This window comes from Dactylosporangium cerinum, from assembly GCF_042653625.1.
GTDB lineage: Bacteria > Actinomycetota > Actinomycetes > Mycobacteriales > Micromonosporaceae > Dactylosporangium > Dactylosporangium cerinum.
On record NZ_JBHSIU010000071.1, the window covers coordinates 15,209 to 35,414 of the forward strand.

Here is a 20,206-nt window from a genome sequence, read left to right on the forward strand (position 1 = left end):
TGTTACTTCGCGTTGTTGTCGACGAGTTGCCTGACGCTGGTCTGGATCCAGCGGATCTTGGCGAGGATCTCTTCGGCTGTCGCGATCCAGGTGAAGGGCTTGGCGTCGGTGTTCGAGTGCTGGACGTAGTCGCGGATGTGGACGATCTGCCGGATCGTGTCCAGACTCATCCGTCGGGAGTCTTCCCGTCGACCCCCCGGACGTCATCGCGCCATCGTTGGCGTAGACGCGTCCGTAGGCCACTAGGAACAACTGCTCGTTGAGCAGTGCCACTTACATCAGCTAACGCCATAAGTGACATTATGTGCGTTTTAACGAAGTTCAGTCCGTGTACACCGCCTGGGCGCGGCCGCTGTGCCGCAGGCCCGGCCCGCGTGAAGCGGGCCGGGCGGATAGTGGCGTTCAGTGCTCGAGGATCCAGGTGATGAGTGCGCGGATAGCGCCGGAGACGGCGCCGCGGACGGCGGCGAGGGTGAGCTTTTCGCGCCAGGTCTGGTTGATGGGTTCGTTGGTCATCGGTGGCTCCCGGTGATTCGTCGGGGTGGGGAGCCGGCCGCTCTCCCCCGTTGACGCCTTGAGAGAAGCGCCTGGTCGCGGGGTTCGGCATGGGGTGCGAAGGAAGCCGAAGAGCACTGCTGGTCGTGACCTCGGCATGCACGCCGAAAGTTGTAGCGGTCTACGGTGGTCCGTCAGTGTTCGATGCGACCGCCGAACAGCCGGGAGGCGCCCGAATGGCCGACAACGACCCCGCTGCCGATCACCTCGGGGTCGACGTGGACGCGGTGCAGTCCCTGGCGGCGTTCGCCCGAGCATGCGCCCGGCTGCGCGCCGGCCGCTCTTACGCCAAGCTCTCGCTGCCGGCAGCGACGCTCAGCGACCTGCTCAACGCGAAGGGGACGCCGACCCGCGACACGCTGATCAAGTTCCTGATCGCGTGCGGCCTCAACGACGCAACCGCACAAGCGCCATGGCTGGCGGCGTGGGAACGAGTTGCCACCGCGCACCTGCCACGTCCCGACGGTGCGGTCCGGGTGCGGGATGCCCGGCCGCGGCTGCTGGGCGTGCACGCCGCGATCCAGGTCGAGGACGCTGAGGGCGAGCTGCCTCCGTATGTGCCGCGAGACCTCGACGCGGACCTACGCACCGCCGTTACCGCCGCCACGGCGAGCGGCGGCCTGGTGCTGATGGTCGGCGGTTCATCGGTCGGCAAGACCCGGGCGCTGTTCGAAGCGGTCCGGGCGGCGCTGCCGGAGTGGTGGCTGCTGCACCCAGCCGACATCCCCGCGATCGGCGCCCACGCCGCCGCGCCGACACCACGCACGGTGCTGTGGCTCGACGAACTGCAGCGCTACCTCAACCACCCGGCAGGACTCACTCTCGGTGTCCTGCACCGGCTCATCACCGCCGGCACGGTCATCGTCGCCACCCTGTGGCCAGACGAATACAGCAGGCGTACTGCCCGCCCTGCAGCTGGCCAGCCCGACCCGCACGCCGAGGACCGGGAGACTCTCCGCCTGGCTCACGTCGTGCGGGTGCCAGACCGATTCACTACTGCAGAGCGCCGCCGGGGCGAGATCCTCGCCAACACCGACCGGCGGCTACGGATCGCGTTGGACACCACCGACGCCGGCTTCACCCAGGTCCTGGCCGCCGGCCCGGCACTGATCCAGCGATGGGAGACAGCTGAGCACTGCTACGGCCAAGCGGTCATCACCGCCGCTCTCGACGCCCGCCGCGTCGGCGCCCAGCACCCAGTCACCCGTGAATACCTGACCGCCGCCGCGCCGGCCTACCTCACCCCAACCCAGCAGGCCACCGCCCCACCGGACTGGCTCGAGCAAGCCCTTACCTACGCCACCACCCCCGTCCACGGCGCCACCGGCTGCCTCACCCCCGCACCCGCCGGCATGGGCAGCATCGCCGGATACACCACCGCCGATTACCTCCACCAACACTCCCAACGCGCCCACCGGACCACCACTTTGCCCGACTCCGCATGGCACGCCCTGACTACTCACCACCACCCCGACGACACCCTCGGCCTCGCTGACAGCGCTTACCGCCGCGGCCAACCCACCCACGCCTTCACGTTCTACGGCCGCGCCGACGCCGACAACGAGAGGGCCGCCTACCGGCTGGCCGATCTGCTGGCGGAGCAAGGCCGCCTCCAGGAGCTACACGCCCGCGCCGACGCCGGCAACGAGCCCGCCGCCGACCGGCTGGCTTACCTGCTGGCGAAGCAAGGCCGCGTCGAGGACGCGCTGCAGCTGCTGCGCACCCGCGCCGACTCCGGCAACGAGCACGCCGCCTACCGGCTGGCCGATCTGCTGGCGGAGCAAGGTCGCCTCCAGGAGCTACACGCCCGCGCCGACGCCGGCAACGAGCCCGCCGCCGACCGGCTGGCTTACCTGCTGGCGAAGCAAGGCCGCGTCGAGGAGCTACGCGCCGGCGCCGACGCCGGCAGCGAGCACGCCGCCAATTGGCTGGCCTACCTGCTGGCGGAGCAGGGTCCCGTCGAGGACGCGCTGCAGCTGCTGCGCACCCGCGCCGACTCCGGCAACGAGCACGCCGCCTATCGGCTGGCCGATCTGCTGGCGGAGCAGGGTCGCCTCGAGGAACTGCGCGCTCGCGCCGACGCCGACGCCAACAACGAGCACGCCGCGGACCGGCTGGCGTACCTGCTGGCGAAGCAGGGCCGCGTCGAGGAGCTACGCGCCCGCGCCGACGCCGGCAACGAGGACGCCGCCCAGCAGCTGGCGTACCTGCTGGCGAAGCAGGGCCGCGTCGAGGAACTGCGCACCCGCGCCGACGCCGGCAACGAGGACGCCGCATACCAGCTGGCCGATCGGCTGGCGAAGCAGGGCAGCGTCGGGGACGCGCTGCAGTTGCTGCGCACCCGCGCCGACGCCGGCAACGAGGACGCCGCATACCTGCTGGCCGATCTTCTGGCGGAGGAGGGACGCCTCGATGAGCTGCGCGCCCGCGCCGACGCCGACAACGAGCACGCCGCCGACCGGCTGGCCGACCTGCTGACGAGGCAGGGCCGCGTCGAGGACGCGCTGCAGTTGCTGCGCACCCGCGCCGACGCCGGCAACGAGAACGCCGCTAGGTCGCTGGTCTGGCTGTTGGCGAGCGGGGAATGCATCGATGAGCTGAGAGACGAGGTGGCTGCTGGTACTAGCGGCGCAGCACAAGCCCTCCACGGTCTGCTGCACTATCAGCCGCGTGACGCGTTGTTGCCGCTCACGTAGACGGTGGGCAGGCCGTCACCGTGCTCAGCAGCCTGTTCTCCCAGAAGCAACGTTGCTGCAAACAGCCATACGTGGGACTGCCCGTCCACACAGGCGGATCTAGGACTAGGCCAGCTCAGCGGCTCGGCGATCAGCGTTTACCTGTTGCATCTGATGCAGAGATTCCTGTTTTGCTGGTGGAGTGCATGTATTCGAACATGCGGTATTCCTCGGGTGGCTCCCACATCGGCCCGGCCCGTTTCAAGCGGGCCAGGCCAGCGTGGGAGTTCAGTGCTCGAGGATCCAGGTGATGAGTGCGCGGGTGGCGCCGGAGATGGTGCCGCGGACGGCGGCGAGGGTGAGCTTCTCGCGCCAAGTCGGGTTGGTGGGCTCGTTGGGCTCGTTGGGCATCGGTGGCTCCCAGCAGGTTTGACGGGTGGGGAGCCGGCCGGTCTCCCGTGTTGACGTCTTCGAGGGAAGCGCCGGGTTACGGGGTTCGGCATGGGGTGCGAAGGAAGCCGAACGGCGCTGCGGGTCGCCGGTCTGGGTGACCTCGGCGGTCGCGCCGAAGGTGGTGGCGGTCTACGGTGGTCCGTCAGTGTTCGGTGCGACCGCCGAACAGCCGGGAGGCGCCCGAATGGCCGACAACGATCCCTTCGCCGATCCCTTCGGGGTCGGGCTGGACGGGGTGCAGTCCCTCGAAGCGTTCGCTCGGGCCTGCGACCGGCTGCGTGCCGGCCGCTCGTACACCGTGCTTGGGAAGGCGGCGCGGCCCCGGTTGCTGCCGCCGGCGACGTTGAGCGATCTTTTGAGGGCGAAGTCAACTCCGACCCGCGACACGATGATTACGTTCCTGATCGCGTGCGGGCTCGACGAGGCGGCGCAGCGGCCGTGGCTGGCGGCGTGGGAGCGGGTGGCGACGGCTCACCAGCCGCGTCCGGTCGGTGCGGTCCGGGTGCGGGAGGCCCGGCCGCGGCTGCTCGGCGTGCACGCCGCGATCCAGCTCCCCGGCACCGCCGAGGAGTTGCCGCCGTACGTGCCGCGGGACCTCGACGCGGACCTGCGCGCCGACCTCACCGCCGCCGCAGCGCAGGGCGGGTTCGTACTGCTGCTGGGTGGCTCGTCGGTCGGCAAAACCAGAGCCCTGTACGAGGCCGTCCGCGCCGAGCTGCCGGAGTGGTGGCTGCTGCACCCGACCGACACCCCAACGGCCGACGCCCACGCTGCGGCGCCGACGCCACGGACGGTGATGTGGCTGGATGAGCTGCAGCGCTACCTCAACCATCGCACCGGCCTGCCCGCCGGCGCCCTGCGACAGCTCATCACCGCCGGCACGGTCGTGGTCGCGACGCTGTGGCCCGACGAGTACCACATTCGCATCGCCCGGCCCTCCGTCGGCCAGCCCGACCCGTACGCCAACGACCGCGACCTGCTCGGCTTCGCCCAGCTCATCGAGGTGCCAGAGACATTCAGCCGAGCCGAACGCCGCCGCGGCGAGACGCTCGCCGGCACCGACCAGCGCATCCGTATCGCGCTCGACACCACCGACGCAGGCTTCACCCAAGTTGTCGCCGCTGGCCCAGCCCTCATCCGCCGCTGGGAGCACGCCCCCGACGACGACTGCTACGGCAAAGCCGTCATCACCGCCGTGCTTGACGCCCACAGGGTCGGCGCCCACCAACCCGCCACCAACGACTTCCTGCAAGCCGCCGCCCCCGCCTACCTCACCCCAGCCCAGCAAGCCAACGCGCCACGCGACTGGCTGGATCGAGGACTGGCCTATGCCACTACCCCGGTCCACCGCGCTACAGCCTGCCTCACCCCTGTGCCCGCGAGCATGGGCTTGATCGCGGGCTACACCACCTCCGATTACCTCCGACAACACGCTCAACGCACCTGCCGCACCGCCGCTTTGCCCGAGCCCGTCTGGCAAGCCCTCATCGCCCACCACCACCACCCTGACGACACCGCCCGCCTCTTCGACAACGCCCGACGCCGCGGCCAACCAAACCACGCCATCGCCCTCTACCTGCGCGCCGACGCCACACCCCGCAACTCGTTTGGGCGCGCTCTCATAGCCGCTGGCATAGACCTGCTGGCCGAGCAGGGTCGCATCGACGCACTGCGCGACCTCGCCGCCACCGGCAACCAACTCGCCGTCGACCGCCTGGCCGGCCTGCTGGCCGAACAGGGTTGCCTCGACGAACTGCGCGACCTCGCCACCACCGGCAACGGGTTCGCCGTCGACCGCCTGGTCGACCTGCTGGCCGAGCAGGGCCACATCGACGAAGCCCTGCAGGCGCTGCGCAACCACGCCGCCACCGGCGACTGGCACGCCGCCGGCCGGCTGGCCGACCTGCTGGCCGAGCAGGGCCGCATCGACGAACTGCGCGACCTCGCCACCACCGGCAGGTGGACCGCCGCCGAACGGCTGGCCCGCCTGCTGGCTGAGCAGGGCCGCATCGACGAACTGCGCGACCTCGCCGCCACCGGCAACGAGTTCGCCGTCGAACGGCTGGCTGGCCTGCTGGCTGAGCAGGGCCGCCTCGACGAGGCCCTGCAGGCGCTGCGCAACCACGCCGCCACCGGCAACGAGTTCGCCGCCGCCCGGCTGGTCGACCTGCTGGCCGAGCAGGGCCGCCTCGACGAGGCCCTGCAGGCGCTGCGCAGCCTCGCCGCCACCGGCAACGAGTTCGCCGTCGAACGGCTGGCTGGCCTGCTGGCTGAGCAGGGCCGCCTCGACGAGGCCCTGCAGGCGCTGCGCGACCTCGCCGCCACCGGCAACGGGCCCGCTGCAGCACGGCTGGTCGACCTGCTGGCTGAGCAGGGCCGCCTCGACGAACTGCGCGACCTCGCCGCCACCGGCAACGAGTTCGCCGCCGAACGGCTGGCCCGCCTGCTGGCTGAGCAGGGCCGCATCGACGAACTGCGCGACCTCGCCGCCACCAGCGACTGGCACGCCGCCGAACGGCTGGCCCGCCTGCTGGCTGAGCAGGGCCGCCTCGACGAGGCCCTGCAGGCGCTGCGCGACCTCGCCGCCACCGGCAACGGGCCCGCTGCAGCACGGCTGGTCGACCTGCTGGCCGAGCAGGGCCGCCTCGACGAACTGCGGGATGAAGTGACGGCCGGCACGCCGTTTGCAGTGGAGGGCCTTCGCCGCCTTGAGCAAGCAGGCTGATCAGGATTCCGTCTGATGCAACATTGAACTATTTTACCCAGTAGGTCGGCGAGCGCGGGCATAGCTGGCAGGTCTGCTAACAGCTCGCTGGCCTGCTCCGGAGAGTTTGTCTCGCTGGACCGTATGCCGCAGCACCGAGCGGCCGTGTCGGTCTCCACTGGCAGCCACGCCGCCAGGCTCTCGAGACGTCGGTGACCGGGTTGGTAATCGGCCCAGCATCCGACACCGGGCGGTCAGTGGCCCGTCCAGCACCCATAACGCCGCCATAGTCCTGGTTATGGTGTGCGGCGTGTGGGCCGCATGTGCCACGGCGATGCGAGATGCTGGCGGGCGCATCGCGGGCACGACCCGCTGTGCGGGGCACCGTCTCCGGAACGTCGTGCGCTTTTGGTTGATCTGCCACGCTCCGGAGGCCCTCACCGTTCGACCACGGCGCGTGGGGTGGTGGACTCTTGGATCTGTCGGTGACGTTCGGAGTCGTGTGTTCGGCAGACTCGGCTTGACCCCTGTGTGGGCGTCAGGCTGTGTCTGTGAGTGCGAGCGCCACTGCTGAACGTAGCGGTGCGATGATCGCGTTGTGTCGGTAGACGGCAGTAGCGCCGAGCGGGATGAGCCCGAGGGCCAGGAGGGGTCGGTCGGCCGCGGTTGGCCGAGTTCCTGGGGCGGGTTCGTCGTCGCCGCCGTCGCGAGCGGTGATGGTTTCGGCGTTGGCCGACGCGCAATGTGTGGTCAGGGTGCACGAGAACAGATGCGGTGCCGTGCCTGCCTCCGTGAAAGGAGCTTGAGTGGCCTGGGATGTCCATCGATCGCAGGTGACGCGACACACCCGGCAAGAGGCTGGCCTGGCCTACTTGGCTGTCGCGCTCTTCATAGATTTACCAGAAGGCGCGCGCTACATCGAGTTCCAGCTCGCAGACGAGCCAGATGATCGCAGCTGGGGCTACTGCGTCGTCGACGGCCCGCCAACCCGGTTCCAGCCCGGCGACGGCATCGAGGAGCTGGTAACGATGATGTCCAGCCACGCATGTATGTACGGCGGCGTGACTTCAGCCCGTCTCGACGGCTCGAACCTTGTACTCGTGTTTGACGAGGAAGCCGCACGCCTCTTTGGGTGGCCCCGTGAGCTGCCATTGCACCTCAACATCACCCACGAAGACCGCGACGCGTTGCGTGCCGGTCTCGCGGAAGTCCTTGCCGTAGGACCGAACGGCAAGGCGCCGACCATCGTGCTTTGATGGACCAGCCGTGCGACATGGCGTGGCAGGTGACCTGCACTTTGTCTGCGAGCCTGAGCGCCGTTGCCGTGTCGTCTCGGTTGGGTGGATTGCGATGTCCGCCAGGTCCAGCGCTCCCTGCCGCGGTGGGAATATCGGCAAATCTGGGACGGGAGCTCGCCGATGTCGCGGATGTCGAAGTTTCGAGTTGTTCGCGTAGCCATCGGACTGCGCGATCGAGGCGTTCGCTGCCAGGTGAGCCGTGTGTCGACGTTCGCGGACGGAGTTCAGGCGGTGCGAGTCGTTGCGTTGTTGGTGCCTCGGCGGGGGACGATGGCGGCGGTGGCCTCGGCAGCTGCGTGGGAGAGTTCGGGTAGTACGTCGCCGTAGTGCTTGGCGGTGAAATGTGGGCTTGAGTGGCGGAGCCCTTTGGAGATGACCTTCATCGGGACGCCTGCGGCGAGGGCCAGCGTGGCAGTGCCGTGGCGCAGGTCGTGCAGGCGGATAGGTGGTAGGCCGGCTTGGGCGCCGAGATGACGGAAGTGATCGGTGACGTCGGCAGGATGCAGCTGTTCGCCGGTTGGTGTAGTGAAGACGAGGCCGGTCCTGGGCCATGCGGGACCTTTCGCCAGACGGTCGCGGTCTTGGCGGGCTCGGTGTGCTCGCAGGACGGCGACGGTTTCGGCGTCGAGGGCGACGGCGGCTTCGCTGTCTCGTGTCTTTGGGGTGTCGAAGCTGGTGGCCCAGCCGAGCTGGACGATCTGCCAGCGCACGGTGAGGGTGTGGGCGTCGAGGTCGAGGTCGTCCCAGTGCAGGCCGCACGCTTCGCCGCGGCGCAGGCCGGTGAAGGTGACGAGGTGGTAGAGGGCGTAGAGGCGGTCGTTAGCGGCGTGGGTGTGGTCGAGGAACCGTCCGGTCTGTTCGGGGGTCCAGATCATGACGGGACTCGGGACCTTGCCTGTGTCGCGCCAGGTGCGGACGCGCTGGTTGGTCCAGAGGGTCGGCTTGGGTGCGCGGACTGGGGGGAGTTCGACCATGAGGGTGGGGTTGGTGTCGATGTACCGGTGACGGCGCATGGCGTCATTCAGTGCTTTGCGCAGGGTGGCGTGGATGCGGTGCTGGGTGGCCGCGCTCACGACGCGTTGGCCCTTGACCCGGTCACGGACGGCAGAGTCGCGGCTGGCGCGCAGCGTAGCAATGACGGAGTTGCGCTCGTCGATGGCGTCGTACATGGCGTCGATGTGGGTGGGCCGAAGCCGGTCGATGCGCAGGTGGCCGAGGTAGGGGTTGAGGTGCAGGCGGATGTGGCTCTCGTAGTTGCGGGCGGTGCCCTGCTTGATGGTCCTGCGGCCGGCGAGCCAGGTGGTGAGGTAGTCGGCGACGGTCGGTAGTTGGTCCGGGGTGATGTCCAGGTGCAGGGCGCGGCGGAGCTGGTCGGGGGTGGGGATCGGGGCGCCGGTGTCGACGGCGGCTTCGATGAGGTCGCCGGTCTTGACGGTGGTGTGCGGGTCGGTGGGGTCGGGGACGGCGAGGGCGGCGCGGATCTGGTCGAGGACGTCGTCGGCGGCGGTCTGGGTGGGGTAGGTGCCGTGCCGTAGTGGTCGGCGGGTGCCGTCGGCGCGGGCGGGGAGTTCGATCTGGAAGTGCCATTGGCCGTGGTTGCGAGACCAGCCACCATCGGGCCGGCGGAGTTTGGGGCAGGACTGGCCGAGTCGTCGGCGGGTGTCGGTGCTGCGGCATCCGCAGCGTTTGAAGGTGGTTCCCTTCACTGTTCTTCTCCTGGGTGATCGAGGCGGTCGCGTTGGTGCCGGCGAACGGAATCCGCTGGTGGGTGTGGTGTTTGCATCTACGCTCGGTTCACCGTTGGGATCAAGTCGTCGCGGATCGGGTATCGGTGGACGGTCGGTGGGTTGCGGCTGGATGAGCTGTAGGAGTCCGGCGACCGGGACGATGATGCGGGTCCCGGCCCGGATGAGGGGTGCGGGGAAGGCGCCGTTCCCGGCGAGGCGGTATGCCTCGGATCGGCTGATCTGCAGTACCGATGCGGCGGTGCTCAGGGTTGTGGTGACGCCGAGCGCGTGGATCCGTTCAACGGTCCACGCGGCGGAGGTGGGGTGAATGGAACTGTGGGAGTGGTTGGGGGTCACGCGTCGTGCGCTCCTCAGGATTCGGGTTTGGACGGTACAGACGCGATCGCCGGCGTTTCGTCTGCGATCGCGTTGATTGATGGGGATGTCGACGCCGGGTGAGGTCGTGGGGTGCTGGAGGACCGACACCGATAGGCAGGGCGAGGTCGCGAACGCCGCGGCCGAGGATGTCCCTGCGGCTGGGGTGCGGTGTCGTCGCTGACGCGGCCTGGGCCCATGCGGAGTTGCATTGCCGCACGATTCGATGGCAGCAAGTGTGGAATGATTCGTGTTCGAATGAACTGCGAGAGACACGGTGATCAGCGGCTCGGCAGCGCCTGGACGCCAGAAGTAGCTACCGGACGTATGTGTGGAAGGGCGGCGCATGGCTCGACGGGTAATCCAGGAGCTGATCGACGACATCGACGGCAAGCCGGCCGATGAGAGCGTTACCTTCAGCCTCGACGGAGTGCAGTACGAGATCGACCTGTCCGGTAAGAACGCCGCCGCGCTCCGTGCTGCGCTCGCCCCATATCTCGCGGCAGGCACGAAGGTTGGCCGTGGCGGCGTTGTGCCCAGCGGCTTCCGTGGACGCAGCGCCCAGCCCGCTGCCACCGGTCGTGGCAGCCGAGACCAGAACCGCGCGATTCGGGAATGGGCACAGCAGCAGGGCATTGAAGTGTCAGAGCGCGGTCGGATCAAGCAGGACATCATCGACCGCTACCAAGCCGCAGGCGGCCGCTAGGGACCGGCGAGGCCGTGTCGCGTCACAGCTGACTGCGCTGCCATGCCGTGGGATGCGTCAGCGGGCCTTCTGACTACGGATCAGAAGATTAGGGGTTCTAGTCCATTCGGGCAATCAAGATCAAGAGGCGTTTGAACTGCGGAAACGTAGATCAACCACCTCTTATCGTTTGTCCAATGTGGACCTGTTGTGTTCGAAAAGTGATCCGCTGTTTCGGAAGGGTTCAGACCGGTCGGTGCTGGTCGGCGTCGAGCTGTGCCAAGGCTCAAACGCCAATTTCGCTAGCCGATGAGGTCTGGACCCCCATGCAGGCTGTGCAGCGCCTGAGCAGCGTGGGTGATCAGCGCTGGGTGATGGCGTTGGGCGACGCGCTGAGCACGCTGGATCTGATGCGGCAACCGCAGTCGAGTAGCTGCAGCGATCGCACGCTCGAGCAGCGGTGTCGCCGTCGCGGTGCTGCCGGCGGAGAACATGACCTCGGCGACGGTGATGTCACCGATGACGAGCCATTGCGGCGAGGCGATGCCTGGCGGCCATCCAGCCTGGTCGATGATGTCCGCGGCGAGGTGCGCGCGACCGGTGCTCAGCAGCCCTCTGAGCCGCACTTCGAGCATCGCGGTCTCGGTGACCATCGGATCGTCAACCGGACCCGCATCGCGGCTGCGTTGGAGCAGGTCGAAGGTGGCATCGAACGTTGCGGGGTCCCTTGCGACCCGCGCGAGCTGTAGCAGCGCCGGGCTGCGCTGCTGCGGGGTGTCGAGCGCGACGGCCTGAGCGATTCGGACGGTTGCAGCAGCGCTTCGTCCCGCCTTCCGCAGCTCGTTGCCGTGCGTGCGCAGGCAGAACGCATGCAGATCGGGATCGTCAAGGTGGGCGGCGATGCGCAGTGCGCGACCAGTCCAGCGCACCGCAAATCCGAGCCTCTGCTCCGGCAGGACATAGCCGAGCGACACGCCGAGCTCGGCGCGTGCGCGGACCAGCAGGGGGAGGATGTTGCGTTCGATCATGCCATCTGCAGCACGGGCCTCAAGGCGAGCGACAAGGGGCCACAGCTCGTTGATCGCGGCTGCGGCCTGGCCGGCTTGGCGCGCGAGAACCGCGAGCCGGATCGTCGACCCAGCGAACTGCAGCATGGCGACGAAGTCGGGACTGTCGGTGTCGACCACGCCGACACGGTGGGCTGGGACCCCGAGGGAGCGGGCGATACGCAGCCGGCCGGCGACGTCGTTGACGTCGCGGCGACCGGACTCAATCATCGAGATGTACGACTTGTCGTACCCGAGTCGCTCGGCGAGAACGTGCTGGTCGGTGCCGGTGGCACGTCGCCACGCTCGCATGATCACGCCGAGTTTGCCTGTTGCCAGCGCGGCCTGGGCATGGTCGCTCGTCCACAGCCAAAGCGACGAGGACGTGGCGGTTCGCAGGTCAAGAGCGGTGCCCGCTGATACGTGGCAGGCCGGGCATTGCGCCGCCCACGCCGATCCGTCCAGTACTGTGCCGCATGCTCGGCAGCGCATGGCGGGTCCTAGCCGTGCACCGCGGCATCGAGGCGGCTGAACCAGTCGTCGATCGAGCGGCGGTACCCGGACGGCATGCGCAACGCGGCGACCTCGTCGTGGTTGAACAGGCGAGCCTCTTTGTGCTCGCTGCTGACCTGGACCGGCGAGTCTGCGTCGACGCTGCACCCGTACGTCACGATCAGCACGTCGACGTCGTCGCGGATGTGGTACTGCCAGGAGTCCAGAATCGCCCCGACGGTGACCGTCCAGCCGGTCTCCTCGGCGATTTCTCGCACAACGCACGCCAACGGATCTTCGCCGAGTTCCAGTTTGCCGCCGGGCAGCTCCCACTCGTCGCGTTCATTGCGCAGCAGCAGCACTTGGCCATCCCGGACGCAGACGCCCTTGACCGATACAGGGAAAGCGTGCGGTCGATACACGAGGTCCTCCGAATCGACGGTCATTGCGGACCGTAGCACGCCACCGGGCCGTCACGGCGCCGCCCCGATTGACAACCCGTCACTTGATCGGCACCTGCTCCAGCGGCAAGGGTTAAACCCTGCCGAAGACGAGGTGGAACCATGATCACGCATCGCCAGCTCGACCCGGGTGATCCCGCCACTATCGACCAGCTCATGACGGTGGTCGCCGACGAGGGTGCCGCCGCCTTCGATGGTGTCGCCGGCCGGCCTGGCCTACTGCGCTTCGCACAGAGTGCGTTGACGGTGTACCGGCACCGCGACAGCGACACTGACGGCGTCACCATGATCCACGATCGAGGCGCGCCTGCTGAACGGGCCGGCAACCTCGGATTCGGCCATCGCCAGCTCAGCCTCCACACGGAGTCGTCCGCACGGCAGCACCCTCCGGCCCTGATGGTGCTGTACTGCGCGTCGGCAGCCAGCGCCGGAGGTGCATGCCAGCTGCTTGACGGTGCCGAGCTCGTGCGTGAGCTCGCCCAGCATGACCCGGAGTTGCTGGCGCTGCTGTGCGCACCGCGCAGCGTGCTGTTTGGCGGTGCGGCTGGGCACCTCGGATCGGTACTCACCGTCGCCGACACCCGGATGAGTATCCGGTTGCGCCTCGACGAACTCGCGCAGTTCTCACCGGTGCTCGCGCATCGCCTCCCGGACCTCCGTAAGGTCCTCACCGACCTCATGATCACGATCCGGCTCCGACCGGGCTCCGGCTACGCCCTGTCCAACACGCGGTGGCTACACGGACGGTCCGCCTTTACCGGGGACCGAATCATGTATCGCCTGCTCGGCGAGCCGCACGATCGATTTAGCATTTCGGCAGGGTTCCCAAGTCCAGTGCCCGCCGCGAGAGTCTCATGATCGACGCTGTGGTGTTCGACATCGGCGAAACGCTCCTTGACGACACGCGAGAATGGAACGCCTGGGCGGACTGGCTTGGCGTCCGACGACACACGTTCTCAGCGGTCGTCGGCGCCGTCGGCGCCTCGGGCAGGGACAACCGAGAAGCTTTCGCCTACTTCCGCCACGACTTCAACCTTGAGCATGAACGCGCAGCCCGCGAAGCGGCCGGCTGCGGGCAGGCCATCGACGAGGCCGACCTCTACGTGGATGTGCGGCCAGCGCTGTCCGCGCTGCGCGATGCCGGGGTCTGGGTCGGGATCGCCGGTAACCAGACGGCACGAGTCGGCGAACTCCTCCACAGCCTGAGATTGCCCGCAGATGCGATCGCAACGTCGGCGCGGTGGGGGGTCGGAAAGCCTGACCCTGCCTTCTTCGACCGAGTGGTGTCCATGGCACCAACCGACCGCGCCGGTCTGCTGTATGTCGGCGACCACCGCGACCATGACCTGCTCGCTGGTTGCAACGCGGGTGTCCGAACCGCGCTGATCCGCAGGGGGCCCTGGGGGTACCTCTGGCACGACGAGCCGAAGGTCCGCACAGCAGCTGCGTTCGTCGCGAGTGGGTTGACGGAGCTCGTCGAGATGGTCCTCGCGGAACGAGCCGGATCACCTGAGGTAGCGCCACGGACCTCGCCATGAACGCCGTCGCCGTGACTACGCAGTCCTGCACGCAGAAGTCCACGATCGTTGCGTTCGGCTCGCGGCTGCGGTCGCTGCGACGCCGGCATGGATTTACCCAACTCGGCCTGAGTGTCGCCATGTTCTTCAGCCGTGAGTACGTGGCGCTGGTTGAACGGGGTCTTCGAGCACCGAGCGCGGCGTTCGTTCAACGAGCAGAAGCGGCCCTGAACGCCGACGGTGAACTCCAGCAGGCCTATGACGCGATTCAGCGATCTCGCGCTCACGACGCTCAGTCACATGCCGCGAGACGTCTGACCGCGGGCCGCCGCGGGAGGATCGGAACGGCGGCTGGACGTCTTCGGGGCGTCACCCTGGAGCTGCCTGGCGGCGAGTTGCCTACGGCCTGGTTGACAGCGATTGACGACCTGCAGGGCGTGCTGCGAGACGAACTCCGCCCGGTCGCGGCCGACGATCACGTCATTGCGCTGGAGCAGCGGTGCGCGGATCTCGCCGCTGCTGCCGGCAAGACGGTCGGTTGGACAGAGGTGCTGTCATCGTCGGCGCTCGGCGCCGCCGACGCTGGTGCGCTACTGCGACAGCCATTGCGCATGGACGACGCCGAGCGAGTCTCGGCCGTCCTCGCTGCCTTCGCAGCGCTGTCCGCAGACGCACTGCTGATGCTCGGTCACCGGGACCGAGCTGCTGAGTGGTACCAGCTCGCAGCTCCCGAACATCGCCAGCAGTCGGCGACTGGAGATCAGGACGATTCCCCCGAGCATGCTGCGACCGCCTCACCCGATCGTGACGAGCCGTCGGCCGAGACATGTCGCGGATCGGTGCCGCCAAGCTGGCCAAGCCTAACGTTGCGTAATCGAACTCCAAAGCCCCGCGCGATGGGACCCGCGAAGGCGGCGGCGCGACTGCGTACGCGTCGATCTCGTCCGCGCGGGCGGGACGGACGCGCGCCCCCTGCCTAGGACTTCGGGATGTTGACGACCTCGAACCGGGAGCCATCAAGGTCCTCGATGAAGGTGGCGCAGTACCCGTCGGCGTACTCGGGATACGTGCGCGGTGCGTAGACGACCGTGCCGCAGGCGGCAACTGCCGCTCGGAACGCCGCGTCGACTGCCGAAGGGTCGTCGACCTCGAAGGCGAGGTGCTGCAGTCCGGGAGCGCCATGCTGATGCCGGCTGCGGCCGGCACCGTCGCCTTCGGTGCGGTAGACGAGGATCTCCGGGCCGTCGCCCAGGTAGATGAGGGGGCTTTCGAGGCCGCCGCTGCGCTGGTAGCCGAGTTCGGCGAGGAACGGGTCGTAGAAGGCGACGCTGGCGGCGAGGTCTGCTGCGGTGAGCGCGAGGTGATGCAACCTGGTCATCGGTGTGCTCCCTGACGAACGCGGATCGGTGGTCGGTGCCGGGTCGGGACGTGGTGTAGCTGTACGGTGCAACGAGCGATTGCAGTCGCGTGCAGGCTTCGGTCGGTATGGCTGCGGCGACGCCGATGGAGAGGCCGGCGTCGGGTCGGTAGACCTGGTGGGCGAGGCCGGCCGCGTTGAGTGCCAGCCGATTAACGCACGAAGGTGTACCAAAAGCTGACGACGTGTTGCTGACTTTGCGCTTGACGGGGTTGGACGGGTAGCCAACGTGGCGTGGGCCGGACGGGCACAGCATGCGGCGGACACATGCCCAGAGCGTCCAGGGCTTGGTACCGGCCGGAAACTGTACCGAGGGATCATGGGCGCGCAGGCGAATCGGGGAGACCGGCTTCCGTAGGATGCCTAGGCATGACTCGGATGCTGGTCACCGGCGGTGCCGGATTCATCGGTGCGAACTTTGTTCACTACACGACGAACCACCACCCGGAGTACGAGGTCGTCGTGCTCGACGCGCTGACGTACGCGGGTGATCGCACGACGCTCGCGCCGGTACAGGACCAGGTCCGGTTCGTCCACGGCGACGTCTGCGACGCCGAGGTCGTCGACGGCCTAATCGCGGAGTCGGACATCGTCGTGCACTTCGCGGCGGAGTCCCACGTGGACAACTCGCTGCACGACCCAGGGCCGTTCATCCGCAGCAACATCATCGGCACGTTCACGCTGCTGGAGGCGCTGCGGCGGCACGGTGGCCGGTTCCACCACATCTCCACCGACGAGGTCTTCGGTGACTTGCCGCTGGACAGCACGGACCAGTTCGCCGAGGACACCCCGTACGACCCTTCGAGCCCGTACTCGGCCTCGAAGGCCAGCTCGGACATGTTGGTGCGAGCGTGGGCGCGCTCGTTCGGGGTGCAGGCGACGCTGTCGAACTGCGCGAACAACTACGGCTCGTACCAGCACGTGGAGAAGTTCATCCCGCGGCAGATCACCAACGTGCTGACCGGGCAGCGGCCGAAGTTGTACGGCGAAGGGGTGAACGTGCGGGAGTGGACGCACGTCGACGACCACAACGCCGCCGTGCACGCCATCCTGTCCCGCGGCCGGCTCGGCGAGACCTATCTGATCGGGTCCGGTGATGAGCGGTCGAACAGGCAGATTCTGGAGCTGATCCTGGAGCTGATGGGCGAGGCGCCGGACGCCTACGATCACGTGCCGGACCGGCCCGGCCACGACCTGCGGTACTCGAACAACACCACGAAGCTGCGCACCGAGCTGGGTTGGGCGCCGGTATACGGCGATTTCACGGCGGGGCTGGCGGCGACGATCGACTGGTACCGGACCAATGAGTGGTGGTGGAAGCCGCAGAAGGAGACCACCGAGGCGAAGTACCAGGTCCTCGGCCGCTGACCTAGCCGCTCAGCCGCCGTTGGTCGGCGGCGAGCCGCTGGCGCTGTGCAGGAGGTAGGTCAGAAGGCACGCCAGCGACGCCGCGTGGGTGACCTCATGCTTGGCGATCAGGTCGAGCGCGGTGCCCCGGTCGACTCGTAGCAGGTCGATGCCCGGCTCGGGGTCCTGGACGGGCCGGGCGTCGTGGGCGATGAACAGGTGCACGGTCGCCGCGACGTTGGTCGGATAGGGATGCACGATCCCGGCCGAGGTCCAGGTGGAGGCGGCCAGCCCGGTCTCCTCGAGCAGTTCGCGCACCGCTGCCTGCAGCGGCTGTTCGCCGTCGTCGACGCCGCCGCTGGGCAGCTGCAGGATGTGCCGGCTGATGGCGTACTTGTACTCCCGGATGAGGTACAGCTCGCCGTCGCTGGTGACTGCGAGGACGGTGACGCCGTCGCCGCAGTACAGCACGTTGAACATGCCGGGCGTGCCGTCGGCGTGGACGACGTCGTGTTCCTCGACCTGCCACCAGCGGCTGGCGTAGACCGGCCGCACCGAGGTGGCAACTATCGGCCGTTCGGGGTCTTGCACAAGGACTGACTTTACCGGTGGCTGGCCGGCGCCCACGGTTCGATCGCCACCAGTCCTTGCGGGACGCGACTCGCAGGGGCCGGGGTGATGGCGAGCGGTAGGTCGGTGCCGAGGATGGCGTCGGCAGCCGTTTTGCTGGCGTGGAAGGCCAGGGTCATCTTGCCGGTGATGACGGTGTGCAGGCCGTGGATGCCGTCGGTGTCTTCGTGGTGGATGACGTGGAAGCCGGGGTTGATCCGGCCGTGTTCGGCGTGGGCGGTGCCGATGTAGTCGGTCTTGCCGGCGACGTAGGCGACGGCGCCGGTGGGGTCGACGACGCCGTGGGCGCAGGCGCGGCGGGTCTGTTCGAGCAGCGCGGTGGCCTTGTCCAGGTCGACGGCGTATGCGCGGCGACCGGTGATGTCGGGTTGGGTGCCGCCGAAGTATGAGGTGAGGGTGCCGCCGTCGCGGGCGGGCATGAGGATCGGCCGGTGCAGCTCGGTGAAGATCAGGCCTTGGTGGATCGTGGTGGCGGGTAGGTGGATCATCATGTCGAGCCGTGATTTGAGCAGGTCGCTGTCGCGGCTGCCGCAGGCGCGCAGCAGGGCGGCGGTGCCGATGCCAGCGGCGACCACGACCGTGCGGCCGGTGAGACGCTCGCCGGTGGACAGGGCGACGCCGGTGACCTTGCCGGACTCGTGGCTGATCTGCTGGACGGTGACACCGGTGCACACGGCGACGCCGGCAGCCAACGCTTGGCCGGCCAGGATGGTGACGATCCGCCGGGACGAGAAGACCCGCTCCTCAACCTGAACCAGCCGGTAGGCGGTGCCGTCACTGGTGTCGGCGGCGAGGTCGTGTGTGGTGCCGGGCTGGTGCGCGATGCCGTACTGGTCGAGGTGGGCGCGGAAGTCGTCGGCGCGGTGGACGACGTAGACAGCGGGCTGTGTCGGTAGTTCGGCGTCGGCGAGCAGGGTGGTGAAGGCGGGCTGGGCTTGGCGGCAGTTGGCGACGACGTGCGGGTGGCGGCTGGCGTAGAGGGCGCCGGAGTGCAGCATGCCGTGGTTGGCGACGGTGGCGCCGGCGCCGAGCTGGTCGGCTTCCAGCAGCGCGACGGCCTGCCCAGCGCGAGCCAGGCGCAGGGCGGTGAGGAGGCCAGCGATGCCGCCGCCGACGACGATGGTGTCGTAGCTGTTCACCGGCGCTCCTTGCTGGTGTGTTTGGTGACGAGGAACGGGCCGATGACGAGGGCGTCGGCGGTGCTGGAGTACAGGAACGCCAGGGCCTGTTCGGGGGTGGCGACGATGGGTTCCCAGCCGCTGTTGAGGCTGGTGTTGAGCACCGCCGGTGTGCCGGTGCGGGCATGGACGTGCTCGACGAGCCGCCGGTAGAGGGTGCCGTCGTCAGGCACGGTGTGGGGGCGGCTGGTGCCGTCGACGTGGGTTGCGGCGATGATCGGCGCCGGGTCCTTGGTCGGCAGGGTGAACGACATGAACGGCGCCTCGACTGTGGTGGGGAACAGGTCGGGGAGGTGTTCGGCGAGGACGGAGGGCCCGAACGGGCGGAACTGCTCGCGGCGTTTGATCCGGTTGACCTGGGCGCGCATGGCGTCGGTGGACGGGTCGGCGAGCAGGCTGCGGGCGCCGAGCGCGCGGGGCCCGAACTCCATCCGGCCTTGGAACCAGGCCACGATCTGCTCGTCGGCGATCAAGTCGGCTGCGGTGGCCGCCGGGTCGGCGGTTTCGACGTAGGGCACCCCGCACTCGCGCAGCACGTCGCCGATCTGCCCATCGGTGAAGGACGGGCCGAGCTGGGTGTGGGTGAGGCGTGCGGGGCGGTGACCGTGCTGCGCGGCGATGAGCAGCGCGGCGCCAAGCGCGGTGCCGGCATCGCCGCAGGCCGGGGCAACGTACACGTCGTCGAACGTGCCAGTGGCGGCGATCGCGCCGGCGGCGACGGAGTTCTCGGCGACGCCGCCGGCGAGGCACAGCCGCTGGTCGATGCCGGTGCGGTGCCGCTCGACGAACCCCAGCAGCGCTGCGGTGATCGTCTGTTGGGCGGTTGCGGCGAGGTCTCGGTGCGCGCCGGTGAGCTCGCCGTCCGGCAGCCGCCGGGTCGGCAGGCCGAGCAGCTGGTCGGCGGCGAACATCGGCAGTTGGTCGGTGTGGAAGACCGGATGCCGCTGCAGGACCGTCTGGTGCAGGACCCGCGGGTCGAGGCGTGGCAGGCCGCCTGCGGTGTGCAGCAGTCCGGTGAGGTCCATGGTCGGGTTGCCGTACGGGGCCAGGCCCATGACCTTGTACTCGTCGTGGTTGCTGCGGAACCCCAGATACTGGGTGACGAGGGCGGCGAACAGGCCGATCGAGTCCGGGAACGGCACCGCCTCCAGCAACTCCAGTTCGGGCCCGCGGCCGCGGAACGCCGCACAGGAGGTGCCGTCCCCGGCCTGGTCGGCGGTGATGATGAGCGCGTCGTCGAATCCAGAGATCAGATACGTCGAGGCGGCGTGCGCGGTGTGGTGGTCGACGTACTCCACGGGCGGGGCGAAGCCGAACGTGTACTGCAGGTACGCCTCCAGGCGAGGCGGGAAGTCCGACCACGTCGCCCGCGGAAAAGCGACGACGTCAACCTCCCGCATGCCGATCTTGGCTTGCTGGAGGCAGAACCGGATCGCGGCATCGGGCATCAGTCCGACCGCGTGCTTGGAGCGGACGAAGCGCTCCTCCTCTGCGGCGGCGACGATGTCGCCGTCGCAAAGCAGGACCGCGGCGGGGTCGTGTTCGGCTTTGCCGAGGTTGCCGTGGACGCCGAGGATGTACATGACGGGGTGCCCTTCCAGCTCGGTGATCCGCGCAAGGGTTGCTCGTTGAAGGTGCCCGGTCGC

The 20,206-nt window shown here is 68.6% G+C and carries 17 protein-coding genes; 8 read left to right on the top strand and 9 right to left on the bottom strand.

Translation table 11 applies throughout. The annotated features are described in order from the left end of the window. Positions 1-2 precede the first annotated feature (2 nt). A complete protein-coding gene (locus ACFPIJ_RS46940; protein WP_380125994.1) occupies positions 3-170 on the bottom strand; it encodes a hypothetical protein in 168 nt (55 codons plus the stop codon). A 522-nt stretch (positions 171-692) separates the two neighbouring features. Here ACFPIJ_RS46940 and ACFPIJ_RS46945 point away from each other — a divergent pair. Continuing rightward, complete coding sequence (locus ACFPIJ_RS46945; RefSeq protein ID WP_380125995.1) at positions 693-3,251, top strand: hypothetical protein; 2,559 nt, start codon at positions 693-695, stop codon at positions 3,249-3,251. A gap of 267 nt (positions 3,252-3,518) precedes the next feature. On the opposite strand, the gene ACFPIJ_RS46950 is transcribed toward ACFPIJ_RS46945, so the two are convergent. Next, positions 3,519-3,641 (bottom strand): hypothetical protein, encoded by a 123-nt coding sequence (locus tag ACFPIJ_RS46950; RefSeq protein WP_380125996.1) that lies wholly within the window; start codon positions 3,639-3,641, stop codon positions 3,519-3,521. 226 nt (positions 3,642-3,867) lie between these two features. Here ACFPIJ_RS46950 and ACFPIJ_RS46955 point away from each other — a divergent pair, with 226 nt between their 5' ends. Together ACFPIJ_RS46955 and ACFPIJ_RS46960 are read left to right on the top strand one after the other, a co-directional pair. Then, positions 3,868-6,408 (top strand): tetratricopeptide repeat protein, encoded by a 2,541-nt coding sequence (locus ACFPIJ_RS46955; protein WP_380125997.1) that lies wholly within the window; start codon positions 3,868-3,870, stop codon positions 6,406-6,408. A 785-nt stretch (positions 6,409-7,193) separates the two neighbouring features. Beyond that, positions 7,194-7,643, top strand: a complete 450-nt coding sequence (locus ACFPIJ_RS46960; protein WP_380125998.1) for a hypothetical protein — start codon at positions 7,194-7,196, stop codon at positions 7,641-7,643. A 266-nt stretch (positions 7,644-7,909) separates the two neighbouring features. Here the strand turns inward: ACFPIJ_RS46960 and ACFPIJ_RS46965 are convergent, their stop codons facing one another. After that, positions 7,910-9,391 (bottom strand): tyrosine-type recombinase/integrase, encoded by a 1,482-nt coding sequence (locus tag ACFPIJ_RS46965; protein WP_380125999.1) that lies wholly within the window; start codon positions 9,389-9,391, stop codon positions 7,910-7,912. Positions 9,392-10,133: 742 nt separating this feature from the next. Here ACFPIJ_RS46965 and ACFPIJ_RS46970 point away from each other — a divergent pair. Continuing rightward, the gene (locus tag ACFPIJ_RS46970; RefSeq protein WP_380126000.1) at positions 10,134-10,493 is read left to right on the top strand and encodes a histone-like nucleoid-structuring protein Lsr2; all 360 of its coding nucleotides are present in this window, start codon (positions 10,134-10,136) and stop codon (positions 10,491-10,493) included. Positions 10,494-10,774: 281 nt separating this feature from the next. Here ACFPIJ_RS46970 and ACFPIJ_RS46975 read toward each other — a convergent pair whose 3' ends face one another. Together ACFPIJ_RS46975 and ACFPIJ_RS46980 are read right to left on the bottom strand one after the other, a co-directional pair. Beyond that, a complete protein-coding gene (locus ACFPIJ_RS46975; protein ID WP_380126051.1) occupies positions 10,775-11,830 on the bottom strand; it encodes a helix-turn-helix domain-containing protein in 1,056 nt (351 codons plus the stop codon). Positions 11,831-12,018: 188 nt separating this feature from the next. Then, positions 12,019-12,456, bottom strand: coding sequence for an NUDIX hydrolase (locus ACFPIJ_RS46980; protein WP_380126001.1), 438 nt, complete (start codon positions 12,454-12,456; stop codon positions 12,019-12,021). A 117-nt stretch (positions 12,457-12,573) separates the two neighbouring features. Here ACFPIJ_RS46980 and ACFPIJ_RS46985 point away from each other — a divergent pair, with 117 nt between their 5' ends. Genes ACFPIJ_RS46985 through ACFPIJ_RS46995 form a run of 3 tightly spaced genes read left to right on the top strand, consistent with a single transcriptional unit; the run spans position 12,574 to position 14,968 of the window. Then, positions 12,574-13,329 (top strand): TauD/TfdA family dioxygenase, encoded by a 756-nt coding sequence (locus ACFPIJ_RS46985; RefSeq protein WP_380126002.1) that lies wholly within the window; start codon positions 12,574-12,576, stop codon positions 13,327-13,329. Next, the gene (locus tag ACFPIJ_RS46990) at positions 13,326-14,009 is read left to right on the top strand and encodes an HAD family hydrolase (protein WP_380126003.1); all 684 of its coding nucleotides are present in this window, start codon (positions 13,326-13,328) and stop codon (positions 14,007-14,009) included. Before ACFPIJ_RS46985 ends, ACFPIJ_RS46990 begins: the two co-directional genes overlap by 4 nt. Further along, the gene (locus ACFPIJ_RS46995; RefSeq protein WP_380126004.1) at positions 14,006-14,968 is read left to right on the top strand and encodes a helix-turn-helix domain-containing protein; all 963 of its coding nucleotides are present in this window, start codon (positions 14,006-14,008) and stop codon (positions 14,966-14,968) included. Before ACFPIJ_RS46990 ends, ACFPIJ_RS46995 begins: the two co-directional genes overlap by 4 nt. On the opposite strand, the gene ACFPIJ_RS47000 is transcribed toward ACFPIJ_RS46995, so the two are convergent. After that, on the bottom strand, positions 14,965-15,366 hold the full coding sequence (locus ACFPIJ_RS47000; protein WP_380126005.1) for a VOC family protein: 402 nt from the start codon (positions 15,364-15,366) through the stop codon (positions 14,965-14,967). The genes ACFPIJ_RS46995 and ACFPIJ_RS47000 overlap by 4 nt on opposite strands. Positions 15,367-15,783: 417 nt before the next feature. Here ACFPIJ_RS47000 and rfbB point away from each other — a divergent pair, with 417 nt between their 5' ends. After that, the gene (gene rfbB, locus ACFPIJ_RS47005; RefSeq protein WP_460494969.1) at positions 15,784-16,773 is read left to right on the top strand and encodes a dTDP-glucose 4,6-dehydratase; all 990 of its coding nucleotides are present in this window, start codon (positions 15,784-15,786) and stop codon (positions 16,771-16,773) included. A gap of 9 nt (positions 16,774-16,782) precedes the next feature. Here the strand turns inward: rfbB and ACFPIJ_RS47010 are convergent, their stop codons facing one another. Genes ACFPIJ_RS47010 through ACFPIJ_RS47020 form a run of 3 tightly spaced genes read right to left on the bottom strand, consistent with a single transcriptional unit; the run spans position 16,783 to position 20,143 of the window. Continuing rightward, on the bottom strand, positions 16,783-17,307 hold the full coding sequence (locus ACFPIJ_RS47010; protein WP_380126007.1) for an NUDIX hydrolase: 525 nt from the start codon (positions 17,305-17,307) through the stop codon (positions 16,783-16,785). Between the two features lie 47 nt (positions 17,308-17,354). Beyond that, a complete protein-coding gene (locus ACFPIJ_RS47015) occupies positions 17,355-18,521 on the bottom strand; it encodes an NAD(P)/FAD-dependent oxidoreductase (RefSeq protein WP_380126008.1) in 1,167 nt (388 codons plus the stop codon). Further along, complete coding sequence (locus tag ACFPIJ_RS47020; protein ID WP_380126009.1) at positions 18,518-20,143, bottom strand: carbamoyltransferase family protein; 1,626 nt, start codon at positions 20,141-20,143, stop codon at positions 18,518-18,520. The genes ACFPIJ_RS47015 and ACFPIJ_RS47020 overlap by 4 nt, the downstream gene beginning before the upstream one ends. Between the last annotated feature and the right edge of the window lie 63 nt (positions 20,144-20,206).